The sequence below is a fragment of the Adlercreutzia shanghongiae genome, assembly GCF_035830635.1.
In the GTDB taxonomy this organism is placed as follows: domain Bacteria; phylum Actinomycetota; class Coriobacteriia; order Coriobacteriales; family Eggerthellaceae; genus Adlercreutzia; species Adlercreutzia shanghongiae.
Window position 1 is genome coordinate 14,012 of the sequence record NZ_JAYMFI010000022.1, and the last position, 23,791, is coordinate 37,802.

General features: G+C 60.6%; 19 protein-coding genes. 7 read left to right on the forward strand and 12 right to left on the reverse strand.

Annotated elements, in window-relative coordinates:
- Positions 1-8 precede the first annotated feature (8 nt).
- The 6 genes from VJ923_RS09770 to VJ923_RS09795 form a co-directional block, all read right to left on the reverse strand.
- Complete coding sequence (locus VJ923_RS09770) at positions 9-1,655, reverse strand: polysaccharide deacetylase family protein (protein WP_326440983.1); 1,647 nt, start codon at positions 1,653-1,655, stop codon at positions 9-11.
- Between the two features lie 155 nt (positions 1,656-1,810).
- Complete coding sequence (uvrB, locus tag VJ923_RS09775) at positions 1,811-3,934, reverse strand: excinuclease ABC subunit UvrB (RefSeq protein WP_326441041.1); 2,124 nt, start codon at positions 3,932-3,934, stop codon at positions 1,811-1,813.
- Positions 3,935-4,452: 518 nt separating this feature from the next.
- Complete coding sequence (locus VJ923_RS09780) at positions 4,453-4,671, reverse strand: hypothetical protein (RefSeq protein ID WP_326440985.1); 219 nt, start codon at positions 4,669-4,671, stop codon at positions 4,453-4,455.
- Between the two features lie 61 nt (positions 4,672-4,732).
- Entirely contained in the window at positions 4,733-5,092 is a 360-nt protein-coding gene (locus VJ923_RS09785) for an oxidoreductase (RefSeq protein ID WP_326440987.1), read from the reverse strand.
- Positions 5,093-5,106: 14 nt separating this feature from the next.
- The gene (locus VJ923_RS09790) at positions 5,107-7,473 is read right to left on the reverse strand and encodes a molybdopterin-dependent oxidoreductase (protein ID WP_326440989.1); all 2,367 of its coding nucleotides are present in this window, start codon (positions 7,471-7,473) and stop codon (positions 5,107-5,109) included.
- A 244-nt stretch (positions 7,474-7,717) separates the two neighbouring features.
- Positions 7,718-8,872, reverse strand: coding sequence for a trigger factor (locus VJ923_RS09795; protein WP_326440991.1), 1,155 nt, complete (start codon positions 8,870-8,872; stop codon positions 7,718-7,720).
- Positions 8,873-9,210: 338 nt separating this feature from the next.
- Between VJ923_RS09795 and VJ923_RS09800 the strand changes: the two genes are divergently transcribed.
- On the forward strand, positions 9,211-10,737 hold the full coding sequence (locus tag VJ923_RS09800) for a response regulator transcription factor (RefSeq protein ID WP_326440993.1): 1,527 nt from the start codon (positions 9,211-9,213) through the stop codon (positions 10,735-10,737).
- Positions 10,738-11,152: 415 nt separating this feature from the next.
- Here the strand turns inward: VJ923_RS09800 and VJ923_RS09805 are convergent, their stop codons facing one another.
- Positions 11,153-12,364 (reverse strand): MFS transporter, encoded by a 1,212-nt coding sequence (locus VJ923_RS09805; protein WP_326440995.1) that lies wholly within the window; start codon positions 12,362-12,364, stop codon positions 11,153-11,155.
- Positions 12,365-12,656: 292 nt separating this feature from the next.
- On the opposite strand from VJ923_RS09805, the gene VJ923_RS09810 reads away from it, so the two are divergent.
- Positions 12,657-13,853: a YeiH family protein gene (locus VJ923_RS09810; RefSeq protein WP_326440997.1), complete on the forward strand. Its 1,197-nt coding sequence runs from the start codon at positions 12,657-12,659 to the stop codon at positions 13,851-13,853.
- Between the two features lie 169 nt (positions 13,854-14,022).
- Here the strand turns inward: VJ923_RS09810 and coaE are convergent, their stop codons facing one another.
- Together coaE and rpsA are read right to left on the reverse strand one after the other, a co-directional pair.
- Complete coding sequence (coaE, locus tag VJ923_RS09815; protein WP_326440999.1) at positions 14,023-14,622, reverse strand: dephospho-CoA kinase; 600 nt, start codon at positions 14,620-14,622, stop codon at positions 14,023-14,025.
- Between the two features lie 121 nt (positions 14,623-14,743).
- On the reverse strand, positions 14,744-15,970 hold the full coding sequence (gene rpsA, locus VJ923_RS09820) for a 30S ribosomal protein S1 (protein ID WP_326441001.1): 1,227 nt from the start codon (positions 15,968-15,970) through the stop codon (positions 14,744-14,746).
- Between the two features lie 376 nt (positions 15,971-16,346).
- Here rpsA and VJ923_RS09825 point away from each other — a divergent pair, with 376 nt between their 5' ends.
- The 5 genes from VJ923_RS09825 to VJ923_RS09845 all read left to right on the forward strand — a co-directional run bounded on the left by VJ923_RS09825 (position 16,347) and on the right by VJ923_RS09845 (position 19,957).
- Positions 16,347-16,931 (forward strand): LysE family transporter, encoded by a 585-nt coding sequence (locus VJ923_RS09825; protein WP_326441003.1) that lies wholly within the window; start codon positions 16,347-16,349, stop codon positions 16,929-16,931.
- A gap of 280 nt (positions 16,932-17,211) precedes the next feature.
- The gene (locus VJ923_RS09830) at positions 17,212-18,069 is read left to right on the forward strand and encodes a PhzF family phenazine biosynthesis protein (RefSeq protein WP_326441005.1); all 858 of its coding nucleotides are present in this window, start codon (positions 17,212-17,214) and stop codon (positions 18,067-18,069) included.
- A gap of 92 nt (positions 18,070-18,161) precedes the next feature.
- Complete coding sequence (locus tag VJ923_RS09835) at positions 18,162-19,208, forward strand: inorganic phosphate transporter (RefSeq protein WP_326441007.1); 1,047 nt, start codon at positions 18,162-18,164, stop codon at positions 19,206-19,208.
- Positions 19,209-19,379: 171 nt separating this feature from the next.
- On the forward strand, positions 19,380-19,688 hold the full coding sequence (locus VJ923_RS09840; RefSeq protein ID WP_326441009.1) for a hypothetical protein: 309 nt from the start codon (positions 19,380-19,382) through the stop codon (positions 19,686-19,688).
- Positions 19,688-19,957, forward strand: a complete 270-nt coding sequence (locus VJ923_RS09845) for a type II toxin-antitoxin system RelE/ParE family toxin (protein WP_326441011.1) — start codon at positions 19,688-19,690, stop codon at positions 19,955-19,957. Before VJ923_RS09840 ends, VJ923_RS09845 begins: the two co-directional genes overlap by 1 nt.
- A gap of 41 nt (positions 19,958-19,998) precedes the next feature.
- Here VJ923_RS09845 and hydF read toward each other — a convergent pair whose 3' ends face one another.
- The 3 genes from hydF to hydE form a co-directional block, all read right to left on the reverse strand.
- Entirely contained in the window at positions 19,999-21,219 is a 1,221-nt protein-coding gene (gene hydF, locus VJ923_RS09850; protein ID WP_326441013.1) for a [FeFe] hydrogenase H-cluster maturation GTPase HydF, read from the reverse strand.
- Positions 21,220-21,289: 70 nt separating this feature from the next.
- Positions 21,290-22,732 carry a [FeFe] hydrogenase H-cluster radical SAM maturase HydG gene (gene hydG, locus VJ923_RS09855; RefSeq protein WP_326441015.1) on the reverse strand — a complete coding sequence of 481 codons (1,443 nt, stop codon included), beginning with the start codon at positions 22,730-22,732 and terminating at the stop codon, positions 21,290-21,292.
- Positions 22,725-23,789, reverse strand: coding sequence for a [FeFe] hydrogenase H-cluster radical SAM maturase HydE (hydE, locus tag VJ923_RS09860; protein ID WP_326441017.1), 1,065 nt, complete (start codon positions 23,787-23,789; stop codon positions 22,725-22,727). The genes hydG and hydE overlap by 8 nt, the downstream gene beginning before the upstream one ends.
- Between the last annotated feature and the right edge of the window lie 2 nt (positions 23,790-23,791).

Consider the following 23,791-nt stretch of genomic DNA (forward strand, 5'->3'; position numbering starts at 1 on the left):
AGCAATCCTTACTCGCTGGCCTGCTGGGCAGCGAGGTCTTGGGCGAGGGCCTTGGCGTCGTCGTAGGCCAGAAGCTGGTCGATGGTTACGAACTTGAATCCCTCGGCCTTCAGCTTCGGCAGGGCAATCTCCAGCGCCTCGATGGTCTGGCTGCGGTCGCCGCCGCCGTCGTGCATGAGCACGATATCGCCGGACTTGGCCGAAAGGATGCGCTGGGCAATAGCGTCGGCGCCCGGCGTCCGCCAATCCTCGGTGTCCACGTTCCAGCCGATTTCGCTGGTGATATAGGGCTGCAGGTTCCAGATAATCTCATCGTGGAAGTTGCCACCAGGAGAGCGGAACGCCTTGGAGGCCTCTTTGCCCGTGGCCTCAGCGATGGCCTGCTGGCCCATCTGCACTTCCTCGATCTGCTTCTCGGGGCTCTGGCGCGTCATGTCGACGCCGTTGCCGCCGCCGGTGGCCGCGTGATCGTAGGAGTGCGTGCCGATTTGGTGGCCCTCGGCGGCCATGCGCTGAATCGTCTGCATGTAATCGGTCTTGTCGGAAATCTGCTCGCCGATGGTGAAGAACGTGGCAACCGCCCCGTTCTCCTTCAGCACATCAAGCAGCTCGTGGGTGGTGGGCCACGGACCGTCATCGAAGGTGAGCGCGATGACCTTTTCTCCGTTGGTGTTGGCGTTGTACCTCAGGTAGATGTTGTCGGAGCCCTCTCTGACGGTCTCTTCCACGGTCTTGCCCGACACCTTGCCCGTGCGCTTCTCAATCTGCGCCGTCTCGCCGGGAACGTACACGTGAATGGCACCCTCGCCCAGCTCCACCTGGCCCGGCTCGGTCTCCACCGTTTCCGCGTCGTAGTCCTCGGTGACATCGACGCCGTTGTCCATCTGCACCGAGTCGCCCTTGTGCAGCTCGGTGGCCTGGTCGGTCACCTCGTCGCCGTTGAGCGTGCCGGTAAAGGCCGTGCCGCCGCCCTCCTCGAGCACCTCGCCATCGACGGCCACCAAGTTGCCGGGAGTCGGCGACACCACGCCCTCGGCGATTATGTCGCCGAGCGTGGTTCCCCTGTCGACCGTGCGCGTCATGCCGTTCACGGTGACGTTGAACTGCAGCGGGTTCAGATACAGATACACGCCTGCGCCGATGGCGGCCAGGATGACCAGGGCGGCGATGACGGAAATGACACTCGCCTTCTTCTTGCCCCTCTTCTTGTAGCGCCCCATGTCAGCATAGGGGGCCATCTTGCCGTCGGAGGGAGTCGCGGGCATCACGCGAGGCGGCACTTGGGCCGCATAGCCCGCGTACCCGCGCTGGGGCTGCGACTGAGGTTGAGGCTGGGGCGGAGCCTGACGCCCCTGGGGATAAGCCTGCTGAGGAGCCATCGCCGGCGCGTCGTGGCTCGCGGCCGCCGAACCCGGATAAGGCCGGTTGGTGGCCGACACGTAGCCCTCGTAGGCGGCGCGGGCCTCGGCTTCGCGGGAAGCCGCGTCGCGGCCCGACGGTTGCGCGCCCGCCGGCTGCTGCGACGGTGCCGCCGCGCGCGGCGCAGAGGCCGGAGACGACGCCGCAGATGCGGCAGAGCGGCGAGTGGGCTTCTTGTGCTGTCGCGGGTTGTTGCGAGGGTTGTTCGAACCCTGGGAGGCGGGCTGGTCGGGCATCGCTTCTATCCTTCAGGCATGCATCGTGTGGTCTATGGGTTATTCGGCGATTATACGCCGAATAACCCATAGACCCACCGTGCGGCGGCTTACATTTCCGTAAAGTTCCCAATCCATAGCAGTTCCACAAAAGCCGAGCATGGACGCGCGGCGCCCTAGCTGCTGCGGCTGCTCCCGTAGGCGGCGTGCTTGCGGTTGCCGTAGGCGCTCCCCTTGCGGGCGCTCTTCTTCAAATCCTTCAGCACGTCGTCCTCGGACTTGTCCTCCACGGTGCTCTTCAGCTTCACCACCTGGTCGCGCAGGCGGGCCGCCTCCTCGAAGTCCATGTCGCGGGATGCGGCCGCCATATCGTCCTCCATGGACGAGATGAGGCGCAGCACCTCCTCGCGCGACAGCTCCGCGAGCTCCTTGTTCACCTGCTCGGCCGTGGTGCCCTCCACGTCCTCGGTGATAAATCCCATGATGTCGCTGATGGCCTTGCGGATGGTCTGGGGCTCAATGCCGTGCTTTTCGTTGTAGGCCATCTGGATGTCGCGGCGCCGGCGCGTCTCGTCGATGGCCCGGCGCATGGAGTCCGTGATGCGGTCGGCGTACATGATGACCTCGCCCGACACGTTGCGGGCCGCACGCCCGATGGTCTGGATGAGCGAGCGGTGGTTGCGCAAAAAGCCCTCCTTGTCGGCGTCCAGGATAGCTACGAGCGACACCTCGGGCAAGTCCAGCCCCTCGCGCAGAAGGTTGATGCCCACGAGCACGTCGAACTCGCCGCGGCGCAGATCGCGCAGGATCTCGGTGCGCTCCAGGGTGGCGATGTCCGAGTGCATGTAGCGCGCCTTCACGCCCTGGTCGAGCAGATGATCGGTCAAGTCCTCGGCCATCTTCTTCGTGAGCGTGGTGATGAGCACGCGCTCGTCGCGGGCCGCGCGCTCCTTCGCCTCGTCGATAATGTCGTCGATCTGGCTTTTGCTCGTGCGCACCACAATCTCCGGGTCCAAGAGGCCCGTGGGGCGGATGACCTGGTCGATCTTCGCCTGGCTCACCTTCTCCTCGTAGTCGCCGGGCGTGGCCGACACATAGATGAACTGCGGGATGCGCTCCTCGAACTCGTCGAAGCGCAAGGGGCGGTTGTCCAGGCAGCTAGGCAGGCGGAAGCCGTGCTCGGCCAGGGTGATCTTGCGGGAGCGGTCGCCCTCGTGCATGCCGCGAATCTGCGGCACCGTGACATGGGATTCGTCGATGATGCAGAGGAAATCCTTCGGAAAATAGTCGATGAGGGTGTAGGGCGGCTCGCCCGGCTCGCGCCCGTCCAAATGCCGCGAGTAGTTCTCGATGCCGGAGCAGAAACCCATGGTCTCCAGCATTTCCAAGTCGTAGTTCACGCGCATCTCCAGGCGCTGGGCCTCCAGGAGCTTCCCCTCTTCCTTGAACTGCGCGAGGCGCTCGCGCAGCTCGTCCTGGATGGTGGTAAGCGCCTTGTCCATCTTGGGGCGCGCCGTGACGTAGTGGGAAGCCGGCCAGATGGGCAGCGCCTCGTAGGAGTTCAGCACCTCGCCCGTGACCTGGTCGATCTCATCGATCGATTCTATCTCATCGCCCCAGAACTCGATGCGGATGGGATGGTCGGCGTAAGGCGGGAACACATCGAGCGCATCGCCCCGCACGCGGAAGGTGCCGCGCTTCTGCTCGTAGTCGTTGCGGTCGTACTGGATGTCGATGAGCTCGTGGATGACCGCATCGCGGTCCATCTCCTTCTGCCTGTCCACGAACACCGCCATGCCGGCGTAGTCCATGGGGCTGCCGATGCCGTAGATGCAGCTGACCGACGCCACCACGATCACGTCGCGGCGGGACAGAAGCGCGCTCGTGGCCGCGTGGCGCAGCTTCTCCACCTCCTCGTTGATGGAGGCGTCCTTCTCGATGAAGGTGTCGGAGGCGGGCACGTAGGCCTCGGGCTGGTAGTAGTCGTAGTAGCTGACGAAGTACACCACGGCGTTGTCGGGGAAGAACTCCTTCAACTCGGCGGCCAGCTGGGCGGCGAGCGTCTTGTTCGGCGCCATGACGAGCGTCGGCTTCTGCACCGCCTCGATGGTCTTCGCCATGGTGAAGGTTTTGCCCGAGCCCGTGACGCCCAGAAGCGTCTGGTAGCGCAGGCCCTCTTCCACGCCCTTCGCCAGCGCGGCGATGGCCTCGGGCTGGTCGCCCGACGGCTCGAAGGGCGAAACGACTTTGAGCGGGGTGTTGGCCAGACGCACCTCGGGCAACTCCCCCTCCATGACCATGCCCTCGATATTGGAAAGATGAGTGGACACGCACGTCCCTTTCTCACTAGGTTCGCGATAAGGGATTCAGTCTAGCACGCTGCCCGATAATTGAACAGATGTTCGCATAGATTTCATGGACGCTGTCACGCCTCCGTTACCCTCCCCGTGCGCTTCCAGGCTGGTTCCGCAATACAAAAGCCCCCAAGCGACATGAGAGCTCGGGGGCAATAGCAATGCTGCTAGAGGGCTTAGGCACTCGGCGGCTTGGGAGCACTCGGCGGCTTGGGAGCGCCTGGAGCCGACGGGGCGCCGGGCGGCACGGGAGCGCTCGGTTTAGCGGACTCGGGTGCATCTCCCATATCGCCTTTGCAATGCGGGCATTTCTTTAGTTTAACTCCGCCAACGATAGGTACCTGTTGGCCGCAATGCGGACAGATGGGAATAGTGTCCGCTTCAGCTGGTCTAAAGCACATAGGGAATCCTTCCGTAAGGGCGCCGCCGACAGGCAAACGCCCTTTTAGCTCATCGTCTCCTGTTTACCAGGCAAATCCGTTATCGCCGCGACCAGGCTTCAGGCGCACTTCATTGCCAATCTTGATAAGGCCCAGTCCATAGGGGGCAGATTGACCTGCCTCTTTTTTCTCGATACCGATGCTCTCGAGAATCGCCTCGTAGGACTCACCGTCAGCAAGGCGTCCATTGATGTAATCGATGCGCTCCTGATCGGACATGTTGAAGATTGTTTCGCGGTCCATAAGACATCTCCTCCGCAGTCGAAGCGCGCGACAGGCGCGAGACACCTGCCGCGCGGGAACATTACATTGGCTTGTAGATAGCCACCTTCTCGCCAAGTTCGGCCGCCTTTTCGGCAAGTTCGTCAAGCGGCCCAACTTGCATGCAGAATGTGAGGCAGTGCTTCACGCACATAGGCTTTTTACCCTCGTCCAGGCGAGCGGCGCACAGGTCGCAACGTCCCGTCGGCACGGGCACATAGTCCCAATCCCAGCCATCATCTAGCGTCGGATTGTCTTTCTTCCAGGGACCCTTTTCGAACACCTTGATGCCAAATTGATCGGCCTCGAGGTCGTGGTACTCCTGGCACGCCACGACGCAGGCTCCGCAGTTATCGCAGTACTTGTAGTCAACGAGAAGACCGTAATTGCTGTAGTCTGCCATGTTCGCACCTCCTCTTATTTGATCCAGCCGTGGCTGTCGACCAGCACAGGCGGAATCTGCTTATAATTCTGCTCGTTACGATCTTCGATGCTCTCGACTTTGCGGATATTGGCCATGATGCCCTTGGCAGGACAGCCGAATCCCAAGTTACCGACATTGAAGTGGGGGACGAGAAGATTGAAATTGGCCTTGAATACGCCGTATAGATTCGGCGCGCTACCCTCGTCCTCGGGGAACCACCATCCGTGCTGACAGTGAATGGTGCGCTCGTCGATGGTGGGAGTCACAACCGCGCGCCAATTGCCCTGGCCGAACATGTTGTAAACCTGCACCCAATCGCCATCTTCGATGCCGTACTTCTGGGCCGTAACCGGATTGATCTCTACCAGCGGATCGGGATTGAGGGCGCGAAGCTTCGCAATCTGGCGATGCTCGGAGTGGAAGAACGCCGAGACGCGAGCACCCGATGTCGCCATGAGCGGATATTCCTCAGCCAACTCGGACTTCGAAACCTGGGTGTAGGTCGGCTCTTCATAATAGGGCATCGGATCTTCGCCCCAAGCGTCATACAGCACCGAATAAAGCTCGAACTTACCTGTCACCGTATTAAAGCCGGGCTGACCGTCGTTACGCAGCATGCCCTTCTCGTACTTCTTGTAGGTCATCGGCGGGAAGTACATGCCCATCTCTTTGAACTCGTCCCACGTGAAGGGCAGCAGCGGTTCGCCTTCGAGCTGCTCGTTGAGCCACTCGTCGGTGTTGTTGTACTTCGGCCAGTTGGAATGCGGTGTGACTCGACGGCCCACTTCCCAACAAATCTCGAGATCAGACTTGGTATCGCCCACGCTGAACGCCTTCGCCATGCACCCCAGCCAAACATTGTTGGACATGTAGTAGGGAATGACGAAACCATCATGCTCGGCAAAGGTGCTCATGGGCAAGAACAGGTCCGCCAAGCCCTCAATGGTGGGGTTCATGTACAAGTCAGAGGCAATCGTGTACTCCATGGGCAGCAGAGCCTTGTACCAACGCTGATTCTGGTCGGCGCATGTTGCGGAAAGGAAGTTCGAGGAATTAATCCAGGCCATCTTCACCTCGTAAGGCTGACCCGTCTCCAGCGTTTCCAGTGTCTCGTCAGGATGAGTGGAGGCCATCGTAGCCGCAAAGGCAGGCCATTTGTCGACGCCGATTCGCTTCGCCCAGAGCTCATCGGACAAATACATACGAGAGTCGGTGACCCAGCGGCCCAAGCGCACAGATGGGTCGCCCACCGTCAGGCCGCCGGGAACATCAATGTTGCCCGTGATAGCCTGGATGGATAGGATGGCGTGACCAGCCTGAACGCCGTTCTTATTCTGGTCGATGGCCAGACCCCACAGGATGCACATGGGATTGGCCTTCGCCATCATGCGTGCCGCCGTACGAATATCCTCGGCAGGAACCCAAGTAATTTTCTCGACGAGCTCAAGAGGATACTCGTTAACGCGCTCGGCCAACTCTTCGAAACCGTAGCACCAATTCCCGACGAAGTCGTGATCGTAGAGATCCTCATTGATGATGACGTTCAAGATGCCCATGGCCAAGGCGGCATCCGTGCCGGGCTTCAGCTGCAGCGTCATGTTGCCCTTGCGAGAACCAAGCCACGTAACGCGCGGATCGATGCAGATGATTTTCGTGCCACGCTTCATCATGTCGATAAGCGAATGGCCAAAGAAACCGTCGCCGTTGGACCACAAAGGCATCTTGCCCCAGCAGACGGCCACCTCGGTCAGCTTATAGCGAGGATCGTCCATACGATCCGGGAAGTAGCCCGTGTCAAGCTCGGGATACCCGGCGCCCAGGATGTAGTCGGCTACCGAGGCGCGAGGGCCATAGCACGCCCATCCAGACTGCGCATAGCAAAGGTTCGGCGTGTTAAGGGAAGAGAAAGCCAGCGGATAATAGAACATACACGCCTCACGGCCCGTACCACCGAACACGAGAATTGCCTCGCGGCCATACTTCTTCTCGATGTCCCCAACCTTCTCTTCAATAATCGCGAAGGCTTCATCCCAGGTAATCTGCTCCCACGCATCCGCCTGACCGCGCTTTTCCGGGTCGCGTTTCATGGGATAAATGATGCGCTTGGGATCGTAGGTATAGTCCTTGAGCGCCAAACATCTCGGGCAGAGACGTCCTTGCGTGATGGGATGCGTCTCATCGCCCTCGACATGAATCAGCTTCCCATCCTTTACATGCAGCTCAACACCGCAACCTACAGGATGATCGCCCGGAGGAGACCAAGCACAAGTCCGGAAAATTGTGGACCCGTCGGCTTGCGGCGTTTGCCATTCATGCTCGAACTGCTTGTCCATTTCACACCTTCCTTTTCTTCTTTCCATACGCCTCGATTTTTATAGCGGAAACCCTTTTCCGCCGCGCCCTCACCTTATGGAATCTAACGCGCCCACGATATAGGGTAAAAAGTGCGAATATAGACTCTGCGCGGGGGCGTCGTACCTGGAGTACGAGCCTGAATCCGCCGAGATAACGACCCGAACCAAATCAACCCCACAAATCAACAGGGCCGGAGTTCCCCGGCCCTGTCTACTCGGTTTAAGGTCGCGCCTCAGAGCGCACGCGCTTTCAAGGTCTGCGCGACTCACTTGCGTTTATCATGGGAGGCGTCGTCATAGGAGCAGCTGTGGCGTGCCGCCTTACCATTTGCAGCTTACGATACTTCTCATCCACCGCCCGCTTGAACTCGTGGTCGACTGCGCCGTCTTCCCCGACAAAGACCGCCGATCGAGTAAGGTTCTCGGCAACTTTTGCCCTTAAGGCCAAGTCCTTGAATGCGTCGATCTGACCAGACTGCTCTGCTTCCACTCTTGCAGCATAAGTTTTCTCGGGAGTTGGCTCGCCGAACATGAAATCAATATCCTCGTCGGTCAAGCTGATTCCAAAATGGGTCGCCCAAGCCGCAAGTGCAACATCCTGGCGAACTCGCTCTCGTGCATCTCGAGCGATTTGCTCGAAAAATGTCGCATCGTCCATCCCCTGAATCGCCAAATACGCCGGACGATCAAGCTCAAACTGATCGAGAAAACGATCGAACTCCCTCAGCATCTGCTTCTCAACACCGGTAATCGCGGCGGAATCCGGCTCACCTACCAACCTCTCCCCCAAGACGCGCATGACTTCATGCTCAATCTCGTTGGCATATCTTCGCTGCCTCTCCAGAAACAGTTTTCGAGCGGTCCTATCCCGAAAGTCTTCCACCGAGTCAGAAAGAGCTATCTTCTCTTTGACCCACTCATCGGTTATGTCGGGAATCACATGACGCTTGATTGAGCGTATCTCAACAACGCTGTGCAGGGGGATCTCCATCGGCTCGCCGGTATCGGCCACCCCGCATCCGCCGTCCGAGGGAGTCTCTTTCCTGGTCGCCACCTGCGAATTATCCTCATAGATGAAATCGACCTCAACCGTATCTCCGGGCACATGACCTAAAAGAGCCGTCTCCAATTCATTTGGAAGGGACCCAACGCCCAGCTGGACATCAACATCGTCATGGGTGAAACCCGGAAATACCTTCGCCCCCTCGCGCGTGATAATCTTGAAGCAAACAAGGTCATCTGCTTTGATGGGATGCGAGTCGATTGCCTCGTTTGCCCCATGGCGCGATGCGATGCGCTCCATTTCTGCAAGCACCTCATCATCGCTCACTAAAAAGGAAGGCACTGTCACGCGAACCGGTTCCCATGACGACAGCTCTGCATTCCCGTATTTTTCCTGAATCACTGCGCCGCTCCTTACTCGATTGCGAGACGCGCCCGATAGTCCGAGAGGCAAGCCGTCTCAACCGTTCTTCTTAATGCCAATCTAAAGGGTCGTGAACGCAAATCCTATCGGTCAAAAATACTGAAATCCTGAGAAACCACCCTCATTTCGCACCTGAGGACTGAGGCGCACTCCTACCTTGAGTAGTAAACTATCTCCCATCGGAGCTCGGCAGACGGAGGAACGGCACGGTGCTATTACGGCCGCTATTGCGAGGCGAAACCATCTCGCGATTTCTCCGTTGCAATACAACGTCATCAAATAAACCGAAATTCAAGTAACGTGCAAAGAGGTGGCCCATGGGTGCTAAAACTGCACTAGCCCAAAACGACCAGTCAAACGGCTTTCTCTATGCCACGAGAAGCCTCGTAGGACTCGCTGCATTCGGCTCTTTGCTACTCGTTACCATCTTTGGAACTTACTCTCTCACTGCCCCAGAAAGAGGTTTCCCGCTCCCGACCGTTGCCCTCTTCGCCTCGATAACCGTAACGCTTGGCCTCATGCGACTCGGATCGAAACACCCCAATACGCTCAGCAAAATTAAGCAATCCGTCAAATACATCGCGCTAATCGCCGGCATCATCGGCGCTTTATGTCTTCTCTTCGAGGACCTTTGGGTCGTGAGCGGCATCGTGGAGGGTGCGGGCATTGCAGCGCTCAGCCTTATGTGGGTGCTCGACCTCTGTCGCTACACCTACCGAATGCTCACCATGCTCTTACCATCTGCAGCAACCATTGCAGCTCTGATAACGGCTCCGATTCTCGCTCTTGGCTTACCTCCCCAAACGATGGCGATTATCGCCCTCGTCCTCGTCCTTGCGACCAATGCCATTATTTGGCCTAGCAATAGCATCTGGAATATGGCCGGCCTCGCTATCACCGGAGAACAGTCGCAGAAGCGCGCTATCACGGCAAGCAACGATCGCTGGACCTATGCGACCATAGGACTGGATATTGGCTTCGCGATTGGAGCGGCGTACTACCTTTTTAGATTCTCCGAAGACATCGCCTCTGCAAGCGCGCCCTTTCCGTTCATCCTGTTCATCTGCGGAGCCGTGGCATGCGCGGGAATCTTCCTCCTCTGCCGTCACAACAAAGACGATTACCAGCTCGAGGCGTTCGCGAAAGACTATATAGCTCTCACAGTAGCGCTATGCGGACTGCCCATGACCCTTTTGGCGACCAGCGCAGCAATCACCTGCGTAGCCGTTCTCATGCTCGTGATGATGGTTCAGCTCATCATCGTCGCAATCGCGTCTATCGAGTTCATCCGTTTCGAGGAGCTCTCTCCGCTCTGGTACGCATCTGAAGAGTCTTTTGTAGCCGGCGGTGCCACTCTGGGCCTTATTTTCACCGGAACGTGTCTAGCACTTACTCCGAATCTGCCAGGCTTCCCAATTGCCGTTTTTGTCGTCGTAACGTTCAACATCTTTTCTCAAACGAGGATTAACCTTGGCTCATTTCCCACAAACGAGTTCTTCAAGTCTCTCGAAGATTCCACGGCGACTCATACGCAAGAAACCGAGCCCGCATCTTCTCCGCCATACATCAATGGCTCACCCTCCGACGAAGGTGAGCTCATTGGAACGCAAAATGGCGCCTGGAAGCGCAAAATAAGTCTCGTATGCGAGGAGTACCAGCTTTCCCCTAGGCAAAGTCAAATTCTCGAAGTTCTGGCAAAAGGCCGTGACGCCCGCTATATCGAGAGCCACTTCTGCATTTCCAATTCCACTGCGAAATCGCACATCTACAACATTTATTGCAAGCTCGACATCCATTCTCGCCAAGAGCTGCTTGACATCATCGAGAGCACCCAAATCCATTAAGGGCACACCAGCGAGCATGCTCTTTATTCAATGTTGCTATGAAGGAGGCAGTCTATGTGCATGCACTGCAGCGACCTGTGCGACAAATGCAAGCCGGCACAACTCAAGCTCGTCCAATGCCCTTCCTGTGGAAAAGGTACCCTGGTCACACGCGAGGATTGTCTCGTGGCGCTGGGCTATTGGACTTCAACCGACGACGCGATAGCCAAGCGACTTTCGTGCGCCGCATGTCAAAGACCCCTACAAGATGAGATAAAGCGCTCCATCACAGCGCTCCCATGTGCTTATAGCGGCATCATATGCGGATATCCATGCCGCAAGAGAAACGCCAAAAGAAGCAGCCGGGACGAGCCCTGTCGAAAGCAAGTCCTGGCTGCTTCTCGCGCATAAATGATGTGGACGAAACGCCTTTGAGCTAGCGCGTTTGAGGCTTCCTCCCCCGGCCAAAGCCGACGAATACGAAGGCTGCAGCGAACACGATGCATATGGCAACAGCCACCACGAGAGAGCTTTGGTTGACCGTAAGCCCCGTAACCTGCGACAGGAGACCACCTATCGGCGAGATGACATACGGCGACGCCGACTGACCGATAGACTGACCACACGTTGCAAGCGATACAGCGAACGAAGCCGACGCAGGGTTTACCGCAGCATTCGAAATACTGCTCATAATGAGAGGAATGCAAATCGAGAAGGCCAAACCGCACAGCAGGGAGCCGAGATATATTTCCGGCAACCCGCTTGCGAAAGCCATAAGGGCATAGGAAATTGCTAGGACACCTAAGCCTATCGAAAGCGTCAGCCCACGTGCAATCTCATAGATCTTGCCGAAAAGAAGGCCGGCGAAAAATCCTCCGAAAGCAAAAATCGCAAGGGAAATGCCCGCCTCGGCGGGTCCACCGAAACCGAACTCAGTAATCAGCACGTTGATGACGTTGGAATACACCTGTCCGCCCATGAAGAACACCACAGCAACAACGAACCACAGCACAACACCCGCAGTAACTTTAATGCCGCCGTCATGGCCGGCACGACGCGCGCTGTCTCGCTCAGGTCGCCGATAGGGAACACACGCCACAACACCTGCGAGAGACACAAGTCCAATGAGATGCACATAAAACACGGCCTGATAGCCCATATCAACGATGGACCCCAACATTCCACCTATAATCGAAAACAGCACGCATCCAAGCATCTGAAAGGATGTCATTCGGCCCATCACTTTATCTCGCTCAGTCCCCTCATAGTTCTCGGCGACAAGCGCTGCCGTACTCGCCTGAACCATACCCAGACCAAGACCAAATATAACTCGACATGCTATCACCGCTGTCCAGCTGTCAACAAAAGCTGGCGCCGTACCTCCTGCGATGAAAAGCAGGATACCGATGATGCTAATGGTTTTCTTGGCCATCACCGACATCAGCCAGCCAGACACCAACGTAACGAATATGATGACGAAGCAGGGCACGGAAACAACGCCGAGCGCTGTCACTTGATCAATCTGATAGGAAGTCATGAACACGCCGATAGAGCTTGAAACGCCTATGGCGCCCATCATGAGAATCGCGACAGCGTAAATACCAATCTGGGTTTTCAAATTGCAACTTTGTTGCGGGCTTACTTCCATATTTAACCTCCTCGGCCAAGCGCGACAAACAAGTTCGGCGCGCTGCTTTAGCAAAACCGCACGACATTCCACACGCGGAGTGCTTCACGGTCAGCACCATTTCTCGAGAAAGACGCCACTCAATAGTAGCCAGAGCCATAGTCCGCGACATCAGGTTTCAGGTGCTATTCAGTGTTTTCCGGAAAAATTCGCACCTGGAGTGCGACGACCCCGCTCACGCTTATAGAGCCCGATGATTACTTCAAAAGCACCCAATGCTATACTCGTCACGCTCGTTTTCGAAGGAGGAACCGTGAACGCAAAGACCATCGCCCCCGGCATCGGCATCTGCGCTGCCATCGCCATCCCCTGCTGGTTTATGGGCGAGGCGCTGCCTGTCGTGGGCGCCCCGGTGTTCGCCATTCTGCTCGGCATGCTCATCGCGCTGTGGTGGAGGCAGCCGGCCCGCGGCACCGTGCAAGACGGCATCGCCTTCACGGCGAAGAAGATTCTGCAGTACGCGGTCATTCTGCTCGGCTTCGGACTGAACCTGGCCCAGATCGCCGCTGTGGGTGCCGAGTCGCTGCCGATTATCTGCTCCACCATCGCCACGGCCCTCATCGTGGGCTACATTCTTTACAAAGTGCTGCACATGGATTCCGCCATCGCCACGCTCATCGCCGTGGGCTCTTCCATCTGCGGCGGTTCGGCCATTGCGGCCACGGCCCCGGTCATTCACGCGAAAGACGAGGAAGTGGCTCAGTCCATCTCAGTCATCTTCCTGTTCAACGTGCTGGCAGCGCTCATCTTCCCCACCTTGGGCAGCATGCTCGGCATGTCAAACGAGGGCTTCGGACTGTTCGCCGGCACCGCCGTGAACGACACCTCCTCGGTCACCGCCGCGGCGGCCGCCTGGGACGGCATGCATCCCGGCGCGAACGCCCTTGACGACGCCACTATCGTGAAGCTCACCCGCACGCTCGCCATCATCCCCATCACGCTCGTGCTCGCCATCCTGGTGGCGCGCCGGGAACAGGCCGCAAACGCGCCCGCTTCCGCCGCTTCGGCCGCTTCGGCCGATAACGCGCCCGCTTCCGCCCCCTTGGCCGCAAACGCGCCCGCTTCCGCCCCCAACGACGCTGCTTGCGCCGCAAACGCGCCCGTTTCCGCCACGCAGGCATCCGCGCCCGCATCTTCGCCCACGCGCGGCGAAGGCATGCTCGGCGCCTTCTCGCTGAAGCGCGCTTTCCCGATGTTCATCCTGTTCTTCCTGGCCGCCAGCGTCATCACCACCGTCGCCGTGGCGCTGGGCGCCGATATCGCCGTTTTCGCCCCGCTGAAAACGGCGAGCAAGTTCTTCATCTGCATGGCCATGGCCGCCATCGGGCTGAACACCGACCTGGTGAAGCTGGTGAAGTCCGGCGGCAAGCCCATCCTCATGGGCGCCATCTGCTGGATCTGCATCGCCGCCGTGAGCTTGGGCATGCAGCATATATTAAATCTGTGGTAGCGAACAACCAGGCGACGTAGGTTCGCCCAAGGGAGTCAGCGAGAGGCCCTGCCGCGTTTCAGATTCGTCCGCCTTTGGCCCAAGCGTACTTCGGTACGCGCCGTGGCCAAAACAAGGGCGAAGATGAAATGCGGCAGGGCCTCGTAGCGTCGGCATTGATCCTGTTGCGTTAGCAACAGGATTTATATTGGTTCCACCAAACGAGCACTTCGTTGCGCAGCTCCTCGGGGGTGCCGTCGTTGTTGAAAACCACATCGGCCGCCTCGATGCGGTCGGCGTCGGTGATCTGACGGGCGATACGGGCGCGCACGTCCTCCTCGTCCCAGCCGGCGGCCACGGCGCGCTCGATGCGCACGTCCAGCGGCGCGAGCACGGCCAACACCACATCGGCCCCGTAGGCCAGCGACTGCTGGCGGTTGCGGAACACCGAGTACTCCACCACCACGGCGGGCTTGCCCTCGGCGGCAAATCCGTCGATGAGGTCGGTGTAGCGCTCCTCGATGCGCGGCATGGTGACGGTGTTCAGCTTGCGGGTAGCCGCCGGCGTAGCGAAGGCCTTGGCTGCCAGGGCGCTGCGCACCACTTCCCCGTTCTCGTCGAAGATGTCGTCGCCGAAGGCAGCGCGCAAATCGTCCTTCACCGTATCCCACGCGAGCACCTCATGCCCCACCTGGTCCAGATCGATCCACGCCAGGCCCTCGTCGGTCAGCGCCTTGCGCGCCGTGGACTTGCCAGCCCCCATGCCGCCGATGAGAAACAGCTTCTTCATGTAGTACCTCCCCTTTTGGGCGTCAGAATTCGTTGGCATCATGATACACGAAAACAAACGGGCCGCCCCACTGGGACGGCCCGTCAAATTCAACGCGGTAGGTGCGTTGCGGAAGGCGCGCTTACTCGGCGTCCTCCACGGTCTCCTCGACCTCAACGACCTCGGCCTCGGCCGGAGCCTCGTCCTTCTTGCGGCGGGCCGGCTTCTCCTCGGCCTGCACCGACTCGTCCACGTCGATCTCGAAGCCGAGCTCCTCGGCGGCGGCCTTCATGGACAGGGAGATGCGGCGGCGATCCGGGTTGATCTCCATGACCTTCACCTTCACATCGTCGCCCGCGTGCACAACCTGCGCCGGGGTGTCGATGTGGCGGCCGGCCATCTCGGAGATGTGCACCAGGCCCTCGATGGAGTCGCCCAGCTCGACGAAGGCGCCGAACGGGACGATCTTGGTGACCTTGCCGTCGACGATGGTGCCCACGGGGTAGTTCTCCACCAGCTTGATCCACGGATCGGGCGTGGTCTGCTTGAGACCGAGGGAGATGCGCTCACGCTGCAGATCGACATCGAGCACCTCGACCTCCACCTCGTCGCCCACCTTGACGACCTCGGAGGGATGGTTGACGTGGTTCCAGGACAGCTCGGAGATGTGCACCAGGCCGTCGATGCCGCCCAAATCCACGAAGGCGCCAAAGTCCACGATGGAGGACACGTTGCCCTTGAGGCGCATGCCCTTGGAGAGCTTGGAGAGAATCTCGGCGCGCTCGTTCTTGCGGCCCTCCTCCAGAAGAACGCGGCGGGACAGCACGACGTTGTTGCGGTTGCGGTCCATCTCGATGACGCGGGCCTCGATCTCGGTGCCCAGGTACATGTCCAGATCCTTCACGCGACGCAGGTCCACGAGAGAGGCCGGCAGGAAGCCGCGCAGGCCGATATCCAGGATGAGACCGCCCTTGACCACCTCGATGACCTCGCCGGTGACCACTTCGCCGGCCTTGAACTTCTCCTCGACGGAAATCCAGGCACGCTCGTACTCGGCGCGCTTCTTGGAGAGGATGAGACGGCCGTCCTTGTCCTCCTTCTGGAGAACCAGAGCCTCGATCTTGTCGCCCAGGCTCACGATGTCGGACGGATCGGCATCCTTGCGGATGGACAGCTCGCGGGAGGGGATGACGCCCTCGCTCTTGAAGCCGATGTCCACCAGCACCTCGTCGTGCTCCAGCTTGACGACGGTGCCGTCGACGAGATCGCCCTCGTCGAACTCGGTCAGCGTGCCGTCGATCATCTCGTTCATCTGCTCATCGGAGATGTCGGAGAAGTCGATCACGGAGGTGTTCTTGATTTCGGTCAAAACGGACCCCTTTCAAAAACTAAATCGGGGACCCTTCGTCATGATGGTTGATACTTACCATGTTCGCTTGCAGAAGCAAGAGATCGCGGTGCAACAAACATGTCTCGGGGGCCAGCAGATACTTTCACTCGCCGGTTTCGGCAAGCCCGCCCAGTATAGCACCGCCGACCCATGAAGAATTGTGAATTTTGCCCGAGTGCCGACATTTTTCGCAGGGCGCTCACAGAGCTCCCCGATGCCCGCACGGCAAAGTCGCGCCAGACGGTGGGGAACCCGAACGCGACGGCCATCGCCGCGAGCGATGCCGCTCCATCGTGAACGGGTATTACCCAGCGGCAAAGGCCATCGGCTAGCATGGTCTCAGGAGGTGCCGAACATGGAAACACAGGCGGCAGGGGCGTTTCTCATCTACTGTCTCGTCAATGCATTTACCCCCGGACCGGGAAACATCCTCGCCCTCAGCACGGCGGCAAGCCACGGTTGGCGGCGTGGAATGCCCCTGTACCTGGGCATTTTCTGCGGCTACTTCGCCGTTCAGGCGATCTGCGCGCTCACGGTGTTCTTCTTGGGCTCGGCCGTGCCCGACGCACTCGGGATCTTGAAGTACGCGGGCGCCGCCTACGTGGTCTGGCTCGCCGTGCACATCGCGCGCAGTCGCCCCGAAGACGACGAGTCGGGCGGGCGCCCCTCGTTCGCCCAGGGGCTCCTGCTGCAATTCGTCAACGTGAAGATATACCTGTTCGGCATCACGGCGCTCGTCGGCTTCATCGTCGGCCACGCGAGCGATCTGCCCACGCTCATGGCCACCGAGATGGTGATCGCCTCCATCGGGACCGTGGCAACCCTCGCCTGGATCGCCTTCGGCGTGGCGCTCCAGAAAGCCTACCTGCGCCACTTCCGCGCCGCGAACCTCGTCTTCGCCGCCACGCTTGTGCTCTGCGCCGCAGAGATGCTCGCCTGAGCGTTTGCGAGAGCAGCGTGGGGCCGGCCCCTTGGCAACAAGGGGCCGTTCTTCATCTTTCGCTTTGCCCGCTGTTCGTCTCTCCAAAAACGCCTTTGGGACGTTGTGACAACCGATAAGCAGTCGCGCTGCTGTTAGGCTTACCATAAACGCAATAGCAATCCTGCCGCCGGGCAGGGTTCCGAGCGCTCGGAACGGCATCCATCGTTAGGCCTTTGAAGATGGGTGCGGTTTCGGGCGCTTTTGTTTTGCGGAGAGCACAGCGAAAGAGGAGAAAGCCATGGACTTCTACATTGTCGATTGTTTTGCCGAGGGGACCCACCAGGGCAACCAGCTTGCCGTCTTTTTCCCCGACACCCCCCTCTCAACCGATATGATGCAGGCCATTGCCCAGGAGATGCACTTCTCGGAAACGACCTTCGTCTGCTCGGGCGATAAGGGCGGCCATCGCTTCGATGTCCGCATCTTCACACCCGATGTGGAAGTGCCTTTCGCCGGACACCCGACCCTGGGCACGGCCCACCTGCTTCGCGAGGTAAATGAACTTGGCGCCGATGCGACCGTATACCTCGACCTCAAAGCAGGCAGCATCCCCGTGCGCGGCGAAAACGGCTGCCTGTTCATGACCCAGAACCAACCCGAGTTCGGCACCTTGGTCGACCCGTCCGACATCGCGGCAGCCCTTTCCCTGGAAGTAGGCGATATCGATGACAGTCTGCCGCTTCAGCTAGTATCGACAGGGCTCGAGGCCATCATCGTGCCGCTGACCTCGCATGACGCCCTGCGCCGCTGCCGCGTCAATTTCGATGCCCTGCGCCATGTTCATGAGACCTACTGCAAGTGCAATGTGCTCGTGTTCGTGCCCGAGCCAGACGCCCTAGAGGCCCGCGTGTTCATGGACGATACCGGATTCCCGGAAGACCCCGCCACGGGCAGTGCCAACGGCTGCCTCGCGGCCTACCTCCTGCACTACGACGTGCTCGGAAGCCATCACCTCGCCTATCGCGTGTCCCAAGGAGCCGATATCGGCCGGCCATCCACGCTGCAGGTCCGCGCGTCGCTAGAGCAGAGTCGCTACGCCATCGAAGTCGGCGGGCGCGCTTGCACCGTCGCGAAGGGAACATGGCTCGCCATCTGATTGCCTCACGTTCGCCAACCCAAAAAGTCAGCGAAGCGCTAGAATAGACAGGCACGTTTCTTCGGATCGGTTTCATCGAGATAAGGCTCTGCATGGAATTGACGCTTTCGATGTTTCTCGCGCAGGCAGGCGACCACCCTGTCCTGCTCGGCATTCTGGTGCTGGTCATCGGCGTGACGATCATCTCGGGCGCCACCGACGCCCCCAACGCCATCGCCTCGGCGGTCTCCACCCGCTGCCTCTCCCCCGGCACGGCCCTCGCGCTCGCCGCCGTCTTCAACTTCGTGGGGCTCGTGGGCATGACCTACATCTCCACCGCCGTGGCCCACACCATGTTCAACATGGTGGACTTCTCGGGCAATACCCACCAGGCGCTTCTCGCCCTCATAGCCGCCATGATAGGCTCGATCGGCTGGGGCGTGTTCTGCTGGTTCTGGGGCATCCCCGCCTCGAAATCCCACTCGCTCATCGCCGGCGTCACCGGCGGCGCCATCGCGCTCAACGGCCTGGCCGGCGTGGTGCTCTCCGAGTGGATGCTCGTCATCTACGGCATGGTGTTCTCGCTCGTGGGCGGATTCGTCCTCGGCATGGCCACCACCAAGATCATCGAGTTCTTCTTCTCCTGCGTCGACCGGCGGCGCGGCGACAAGGTCTGCGTGGTGCTCCAGGACATCTGCGCGTGCGCGCTGTCGTTTCTGCACGGCGCCCAGGACGGCCAGAAGTTCATGTCCATCGGGCTTTTGGGCATCGCGCTGGCCTTCGGCATGGAGACGAGCGGCGCCACCGACTTTCCCCTGTGGCTCATGGTCATCTGCTCGCTGGCCATGTCGCTGGGCACGCTGCTCGGCGGCAAGCGCATCATCAAATCGGTGGCCATGGACATGGTATCGCTCGAGAAGTACCAGGGCGTGGCCGCCTCCGCCTCCACGGTGATCACCCTGTTCGTGGCATCCATGACCGGCATGCCCGTGTCCACCTCGCACTGCTCTACCGCCTCCATCATGGGCGTGGGCGCCTCGAAGAGCTTCAAGCGCGTGAACTGGGGCGTGGCCCGGCGCATGGTGTGGGCCTGGGTGCTCACCTTCCCCTGCTGCGGCTTCATCGGCTGGGGCCTGGCCAAACTGTTCATGCTGTTCTAAGGGCATCCCTCATCCTGCCGCAGACATAGGTGGTACGCGACCTAGATTAGCCAGCGGCGCCAAGCGAATTGGTGCACCAGATGGGTATTGCTTCAATTACATTACTGACAGGATATCTCATAGAATTAACTAGTTAGATCATGATATGATTGGACCAGTAATCCTTAGGAAATGAGGTATGTCGTGGTTGCCCCTAAAGGCTCTATCTACTCTTCCACCGCTCTGGCTTCTCGCCAGCGCGAAGTCAAGGATGTGGCCGATCGCCAAGTGGTCTATATTACCGAGAACGGCAATGGCGCCTATGTGTTTTGCTCGGAAGAAATCTTCGATCGCGAACTCAAGCAAGCGCGCGAAGAGGCTCGTTATCAGGCGGAAGTGGAATTCGTTCTCCGGCGCGCCAAACGCGACATCGAGGAAGGACGCTTCACCACCGATGTCGATGGCTTTGTCGCCCGCATGCGCGAGAAGCGGGGGCTGTAATGGCCGAGGTCCGTATCTCCGAAGGTTTCGAAGAGGATCTGGACATCGTTCTCTCAGACAAAGTCCTCGGCGACATCCTCAAAATCGTCGAAATGCTACCCACTATACCGAGCATGGGCTCAACCGATGCGGCCGCCGCGCTCGCCTACGAGTTCGGCAAGGGCGTTCGCAAAATCCCCGTCGGGCCCTTCGACATCGTTACCTTTTACGAAGATGAGGCCGACCGCGTCACCGTGCTCGGCCTCATCCATCAGCGCGCCGCCTGGTAGGAACGTCCTAGGGCAGCCAAAGCGATCGCGCCGAAGACCAATCAGAGCCCCAAGGGCCCGAGGGCGCGACCGAGAATGTTGTGGGCGCGGGCGATGACCATGCCGTAGTTGGCGATGGGGACGCCCTGCTCGCGGGCACGTTGGATGCGAGTCGCCATCTCGCGGGCGTTCAGGGTGCAGCCGCCGCAGTGGACGACGGCGGCATAGGGGGCGAGGTCCTCGGGGAAGTCGCGGCCCGAGGTGAACGCGAACTGCGGGTCGGCGCCGCTGATAGCGCGAATCCACCGGGGCAGCTTCACCGTGCCGATGTCCTCGCAGGTGCGGTGGTGCGTGCAGCCCTCGGCGATGAGCACCACGTCGCCATCGGTCAGGTTCTCCAAGGCATGCACGGCCTGAAGCTGCGTGGGCAGGTCGCCCTTGTAACGAGCCATGAGAATGGAAAACGAGGTGAGGGGCACCGATGCCGGCAGCAATTCGGCCACAGTGCCGAACACCTGGGAATCGGTAACCACCAGCCGCGGCAGGCACGTCAGCGTATCCAAAAACTGAGGCAGCGCCTCCACGCTGGTAGCGCAGGGAAAAGCGCCGGCTTCCAGCGCATCGCGCAACACCTGCTGCTGGGGCAGGATAATGCGCCCCTTGGGCGCTGCCGAATCCAGGGGAATCACTAGCACTACCACATCGCCCGGCTCGAGCAGGTCGGCCACAAGGTGACGGTCGTCGCCCACACAGGCCACCAAAGCCGCAATCATGCCCTTCAAGTCGACCATGCCCGCCCCCGTAGTGGCAGACAGGCGCACGCGGGCGTGTCGGCAACCACGTTCGTCCTCGTCGATGGTGGCGGCCAAGGCCGGTGTGGCGGCATCCAGCAGATCAACCTTATTCTCGGCAATCACATAGGGAATGCGCCGTTGCTGGAAGGCAGTCACCAACTGCTCATCGAAGGGCGTCATGCCGCGAGTGGCATCCACCACCAGCACGGCCACATCGGCCGTATCCAACACTGCCGTGGCCCGTGCCACGCGCTGGTTCCCCAGATCGCCCGTATCGTCGATGCCGGGAGTGTCGATCACCAGCACCGGCCCCACCGGCAAAAGCTCCATGGCCTTTCGCACCGGATCGGTGGTGGTGCCGGCCGTGTCCGAGACCACCGAGACCGTCTGGTTCGTCAAGGCGTTCACCAGGCTCGATTTGCCCGCGTTGCGCACGCCGAAGAACGCCACGTGCGCGCGCTCGCCGGAAGGGGTATCGTTCAGGGACATGGAAGCTCCTTGCATGTTGGGGAATCCTTCGACGCCGCGCTTCGCGCTCCGCTCGGGATGACGCAGGCGGCTAGAACCGGAAATCGCGCTCGCCGGAGCGGACGCGGGCGATGTAGGCCGCGCAAGCGTCGCGGCGTCCCTCGGGAAGCAGCGCCAGTTCGCGCTCGATAGTCTGCCAACCCGAAGCCGCCGTCGCCGGCGAGGCGTAGTCGGCCAGGTACTCTGCCAAGGTTATCAGGGCGTTCGGCGCGCAGAAGCTGCTGATCTGGCCGCTCTTGCAGAACTCCATGAACCGGTCGCCCGTGCGGCCGGCGCGGTAGCACGCCGTGCAGAAGCTGGGGATATGTCCCTCGTCCATAAGCCATCCCACCACTTCGTCCAAGGTGCGCGTATCGGACACGTCGAACTGCTCGGTGTCATGGGGCCGCGCCTCATCGACGTAGCCGCCCACGCTCGTGCGGCTGCCGCCGGAAATCTGCGACACGCCCAGCTTGAGCGCCCGGGCCCGCAGGTCGGCCGATTCCCTCGTGGAGATGATCATGCCCGTATAAGGCACCGCAATGCGAATAAGCGCAATAACCTTCTCGAACATCTCGTCGGGAATGCCGCCCTCGAAGGCGTCGGGGTCGATGTCGCTGGCCGGCTTCACGCGGGGCACCGAGATGGTGTGCGGCCCCACCCCGAACACCGCTTCCAGATGCTCGGCATGCATGAGCAGCCCGGCGAACTCGTAGGCGTAGCCCTCCAGGCCGAACAGCACGCCCAGCCCCACGTCGTCGATGCCGGCGGCCATAGCCCTATCGTGGGCCTCGGTGTGCCAGGCGTAGTCGGCCTTGGGCCCGGTGGGATGCAGCGCCTCGTAGCGCTCGCGGTGGTAGGTCTCCTGGAACAGGATATACGTGCCAATTTCCGCCGCCTTCAACTGGCGGTAGGCATCCTCGGTGGTGGCGGCGATGTTCACATTGGCGCGGCGGATGGCACCGTTTTCGTGCTTCGTGGCGTAAATGGTCTGGAGACTTTCCAGAATGTAGTCAAGGGGGTTGTGACGCGGATCCTCACCGGCCTCCACAGCCAGACGCTTGTGACCCATGTCCTGAAGGGCGATTACCTCGGCGCGGATCTCCTCCTGGGTGAGCTTGCGGCGCGGGATCTCGCGGTTGGTCGCATGATAGGGGCAGTACAGGCAGCCGTTCACGCACCAGTTGGAAAGATAGAGCGGCGCGAACAGCACCACGCGATTGCCGTAGTAGGCCTGCTTGATATCGCGGGCGAGCTGGCGTATCTCGGCGTTCACCGCGGCATCGTCGCACGCCAGAAGCACGCTCGCCTCGCGATGGGTGAGCGTTGTGCCGTGGTCATGGGCCGGCGCCAGGTTGGCCCGCGCCTTCTGCAGAATGGAGCGCGCCAGCTCCACGTCGTCCTTGTGGGCCTCGGCATAGGCCAGGGTGTCCATAATCTCCTCGTGATTGATGAACTCGTCGGCGCGCGGTGAGCGCACGTCGTAGCTAGCCACGTTGTTCCTCCTTCGGACTCGGCTCGGCCGCATCTCCCCGGTCGATGACGAGACGACGTCCCAGCGGTGCGAGTTTTCGCTCCAGCTCGGCCCATTTCTGGAATGCGGTCTTCTCCGACACCGGCTTGCGGTCGTACAGCTCGTAGCTTCCCTGGAGCGCCGCAGGCGACACGTTCGGCATGACCACGTTGGCCCCGGCGCCGATGGCGCGCTCCCGGCCGTCGGGCTTAAGCGCCTCCAGCGCCGTGGTGGCCGGCAGCAGCACCGCGGGATGCATGAGCCGAATCAGGGAGAGCAAATAGCACGTGAGATCTACCGTACCGGCCTCTTCGCTCGCGAAGGGAGTCCCGTGATGGGGAACGAAGGGGCCGATGCCGCACATCTCGGGCTTGAAGCGCTCGATGAACTTCAGGTCGGCGGCAAGGCGCGCCGGCGTTTGGAAGGGCGAGCCCGCCATGAAGCCCGCGCCCACGGCATAGCCGAGATCGCGCAGAGCGCGCAGGCACCCCATGCGGGCATCGAAGCTCATGGGGACGGGGTGCAGTTGCCGGTAATGCGCGGGCGTGGCGGTCTCGTGGCGCAGCAGGTAGCGGTCGGCGCCCGCCTCCCTCAGGCGCCGGTAGCTGTCGCGCGACCGCTCCCCCACCGACAGCGTGACCGCGCAGCCGGGAAACGACGCCTTCAAGTCGCGCACGAGCGAGCACAGCCACGCATCGGTTAGGGCCGGACTCTCCCCTCCCTGGAGCACGAAGGTGCGAAAGCCCGCGCGCCAGGCCTCCTGGGCGCAGGCCATAACTTGCTCGGAGCCCATCTGGTAACGCGCGCAGTCCTGGTTGCTGCGCCGAATGCCGCAGTAGTAGCAGTCGTTGCGGCACACATTGCTGATCTCGATGAGCGCGCGGGCGAACACCGCGTCGCCGTACACGCGCTCGCACGCCTCGCGCGCGCGGCCGGCCAGCTCGGCGGCCAGCTCGGGCGTGCGGGCAGCGACGAGCCGCTCGTATTCGTCCGCAGAAAGAGACCGGGTGCGCGCCAGTTTGTCGATGAGCTCCCTCATCA

What these genes read in the sequence shown, in the direction of transcription:
- VJ923_RS09770 (WP_326440983.1), bottom strand. Translation starts at nt 1,655, where the DNA reads ATGCCCGACCAGCCCGCCTCCCAGGGTTCGAACAACCCTCGCAACAAC.
- uvrB (WP_326441041.1), bottom strand. Translation starts at nt 3,934, where the DNA reads ATGGTCATGGAGGGGGAGTTGCCCGAGGTGCGTCTGGCCAACACCCCG.
- VJ923_RS09780 (WP_326440985.1), bottom strand. Translation starts at nt 4,671, where the DNA reads ATGGACCGCGAAACAATCTTCAACATGTCCGATCAGGAGCGCATCGAT.
- VJ923_RS09785 (WP_326440987.1), bottom strand. Translation starts at nt 5,092, where the DNA reads ATGGCAGACTACAGCAATTACGGTCTTCTCGTTGACTACAAGTACTGC.
- VJ923_RS09790 (WP_326440989.1), bottom strand. Translation starts at nt 7,473, where the DNA reads ATGGAAAGAAGAAAAGGAAGGTGTGAAATGGACAAGCAGTTCGAGCAT.
- VJ923_RS09800 (WP_326440993.1), top strand. Translation starts at nt 9,211, where the DNA reads ATGGGTGCTAAAACTGCACTAGCCCAAAACGACCAGTCAAACGGCTTT.
- VJ923_RS09805 (WP_326440995.1), bottom strand. Translation starts at nt 12,364, where the DNA reads ATGGAAGTAAGCCCGCAACAAAGTTGCAATTTGAAAACCCAGATTGGT.
- coaE (WP_326440999.1), bottom strand. Translation starts at nt 14,622, where the DNA reads ATGAAGAAGCTGTTTCTCATCGGCGGCATGGGGGCTGGCAAGTCCACG.
- VJ923_RS09825 (WP_326441003.1), top strand. Translation starts at nt 16,347, where the DNA reads ATGGAAACACAGGCGGCAGGGGCGTTTCTCATCTACTGTCTCGTCAAT.
- VJ923_RS09830 (WP_326441005.1), top strand. Translation starts at nt 17,212, where the DNA reads ATGGACTTCTACATTGTCGATTGTTTTGCCGAGGGGACCCACCAGGGC.
- VJ923_RS09835 (WP_326441007.1), top strand. Translation starts at nt 18,162, where the DNA reads ATGGAATTGACGCTTTCGATGTTTCTCGCGCAGGCAGGCGACCACCCT.
- VJ923_RS09840 (WP_326441009.1), top strand. Translation starts at nt 19,380, where the DNA reads ATGAGGTATGTCGTGGTTGCCCCTAAAGGCTCTATCTACTCTTCCACC.
- VJ923_RS09845 (WP_326441011.1), top strand. Translation starts at nt 19,688, where the DNA reads ATGGCCGAGGTCCGTATCTCCGAAGGTTTCGAAGAGGATCTGGACATC.
- hydF (WP_326441013.1), bottom strand. Translation starts at nt 21,219, where the DNA reads ATGTCCCTGAACGATACCCCTTCCGGCGAGCGCGCGCACGTGGCGTTC.
- hydE (WP_326441017.1), bottom strand. Translation starts at nt 23,789, where the DNA reads ATGAGGGAGCTCATCGACAAACTGGCGCGCACCCGGTCTCTTTCTGCG.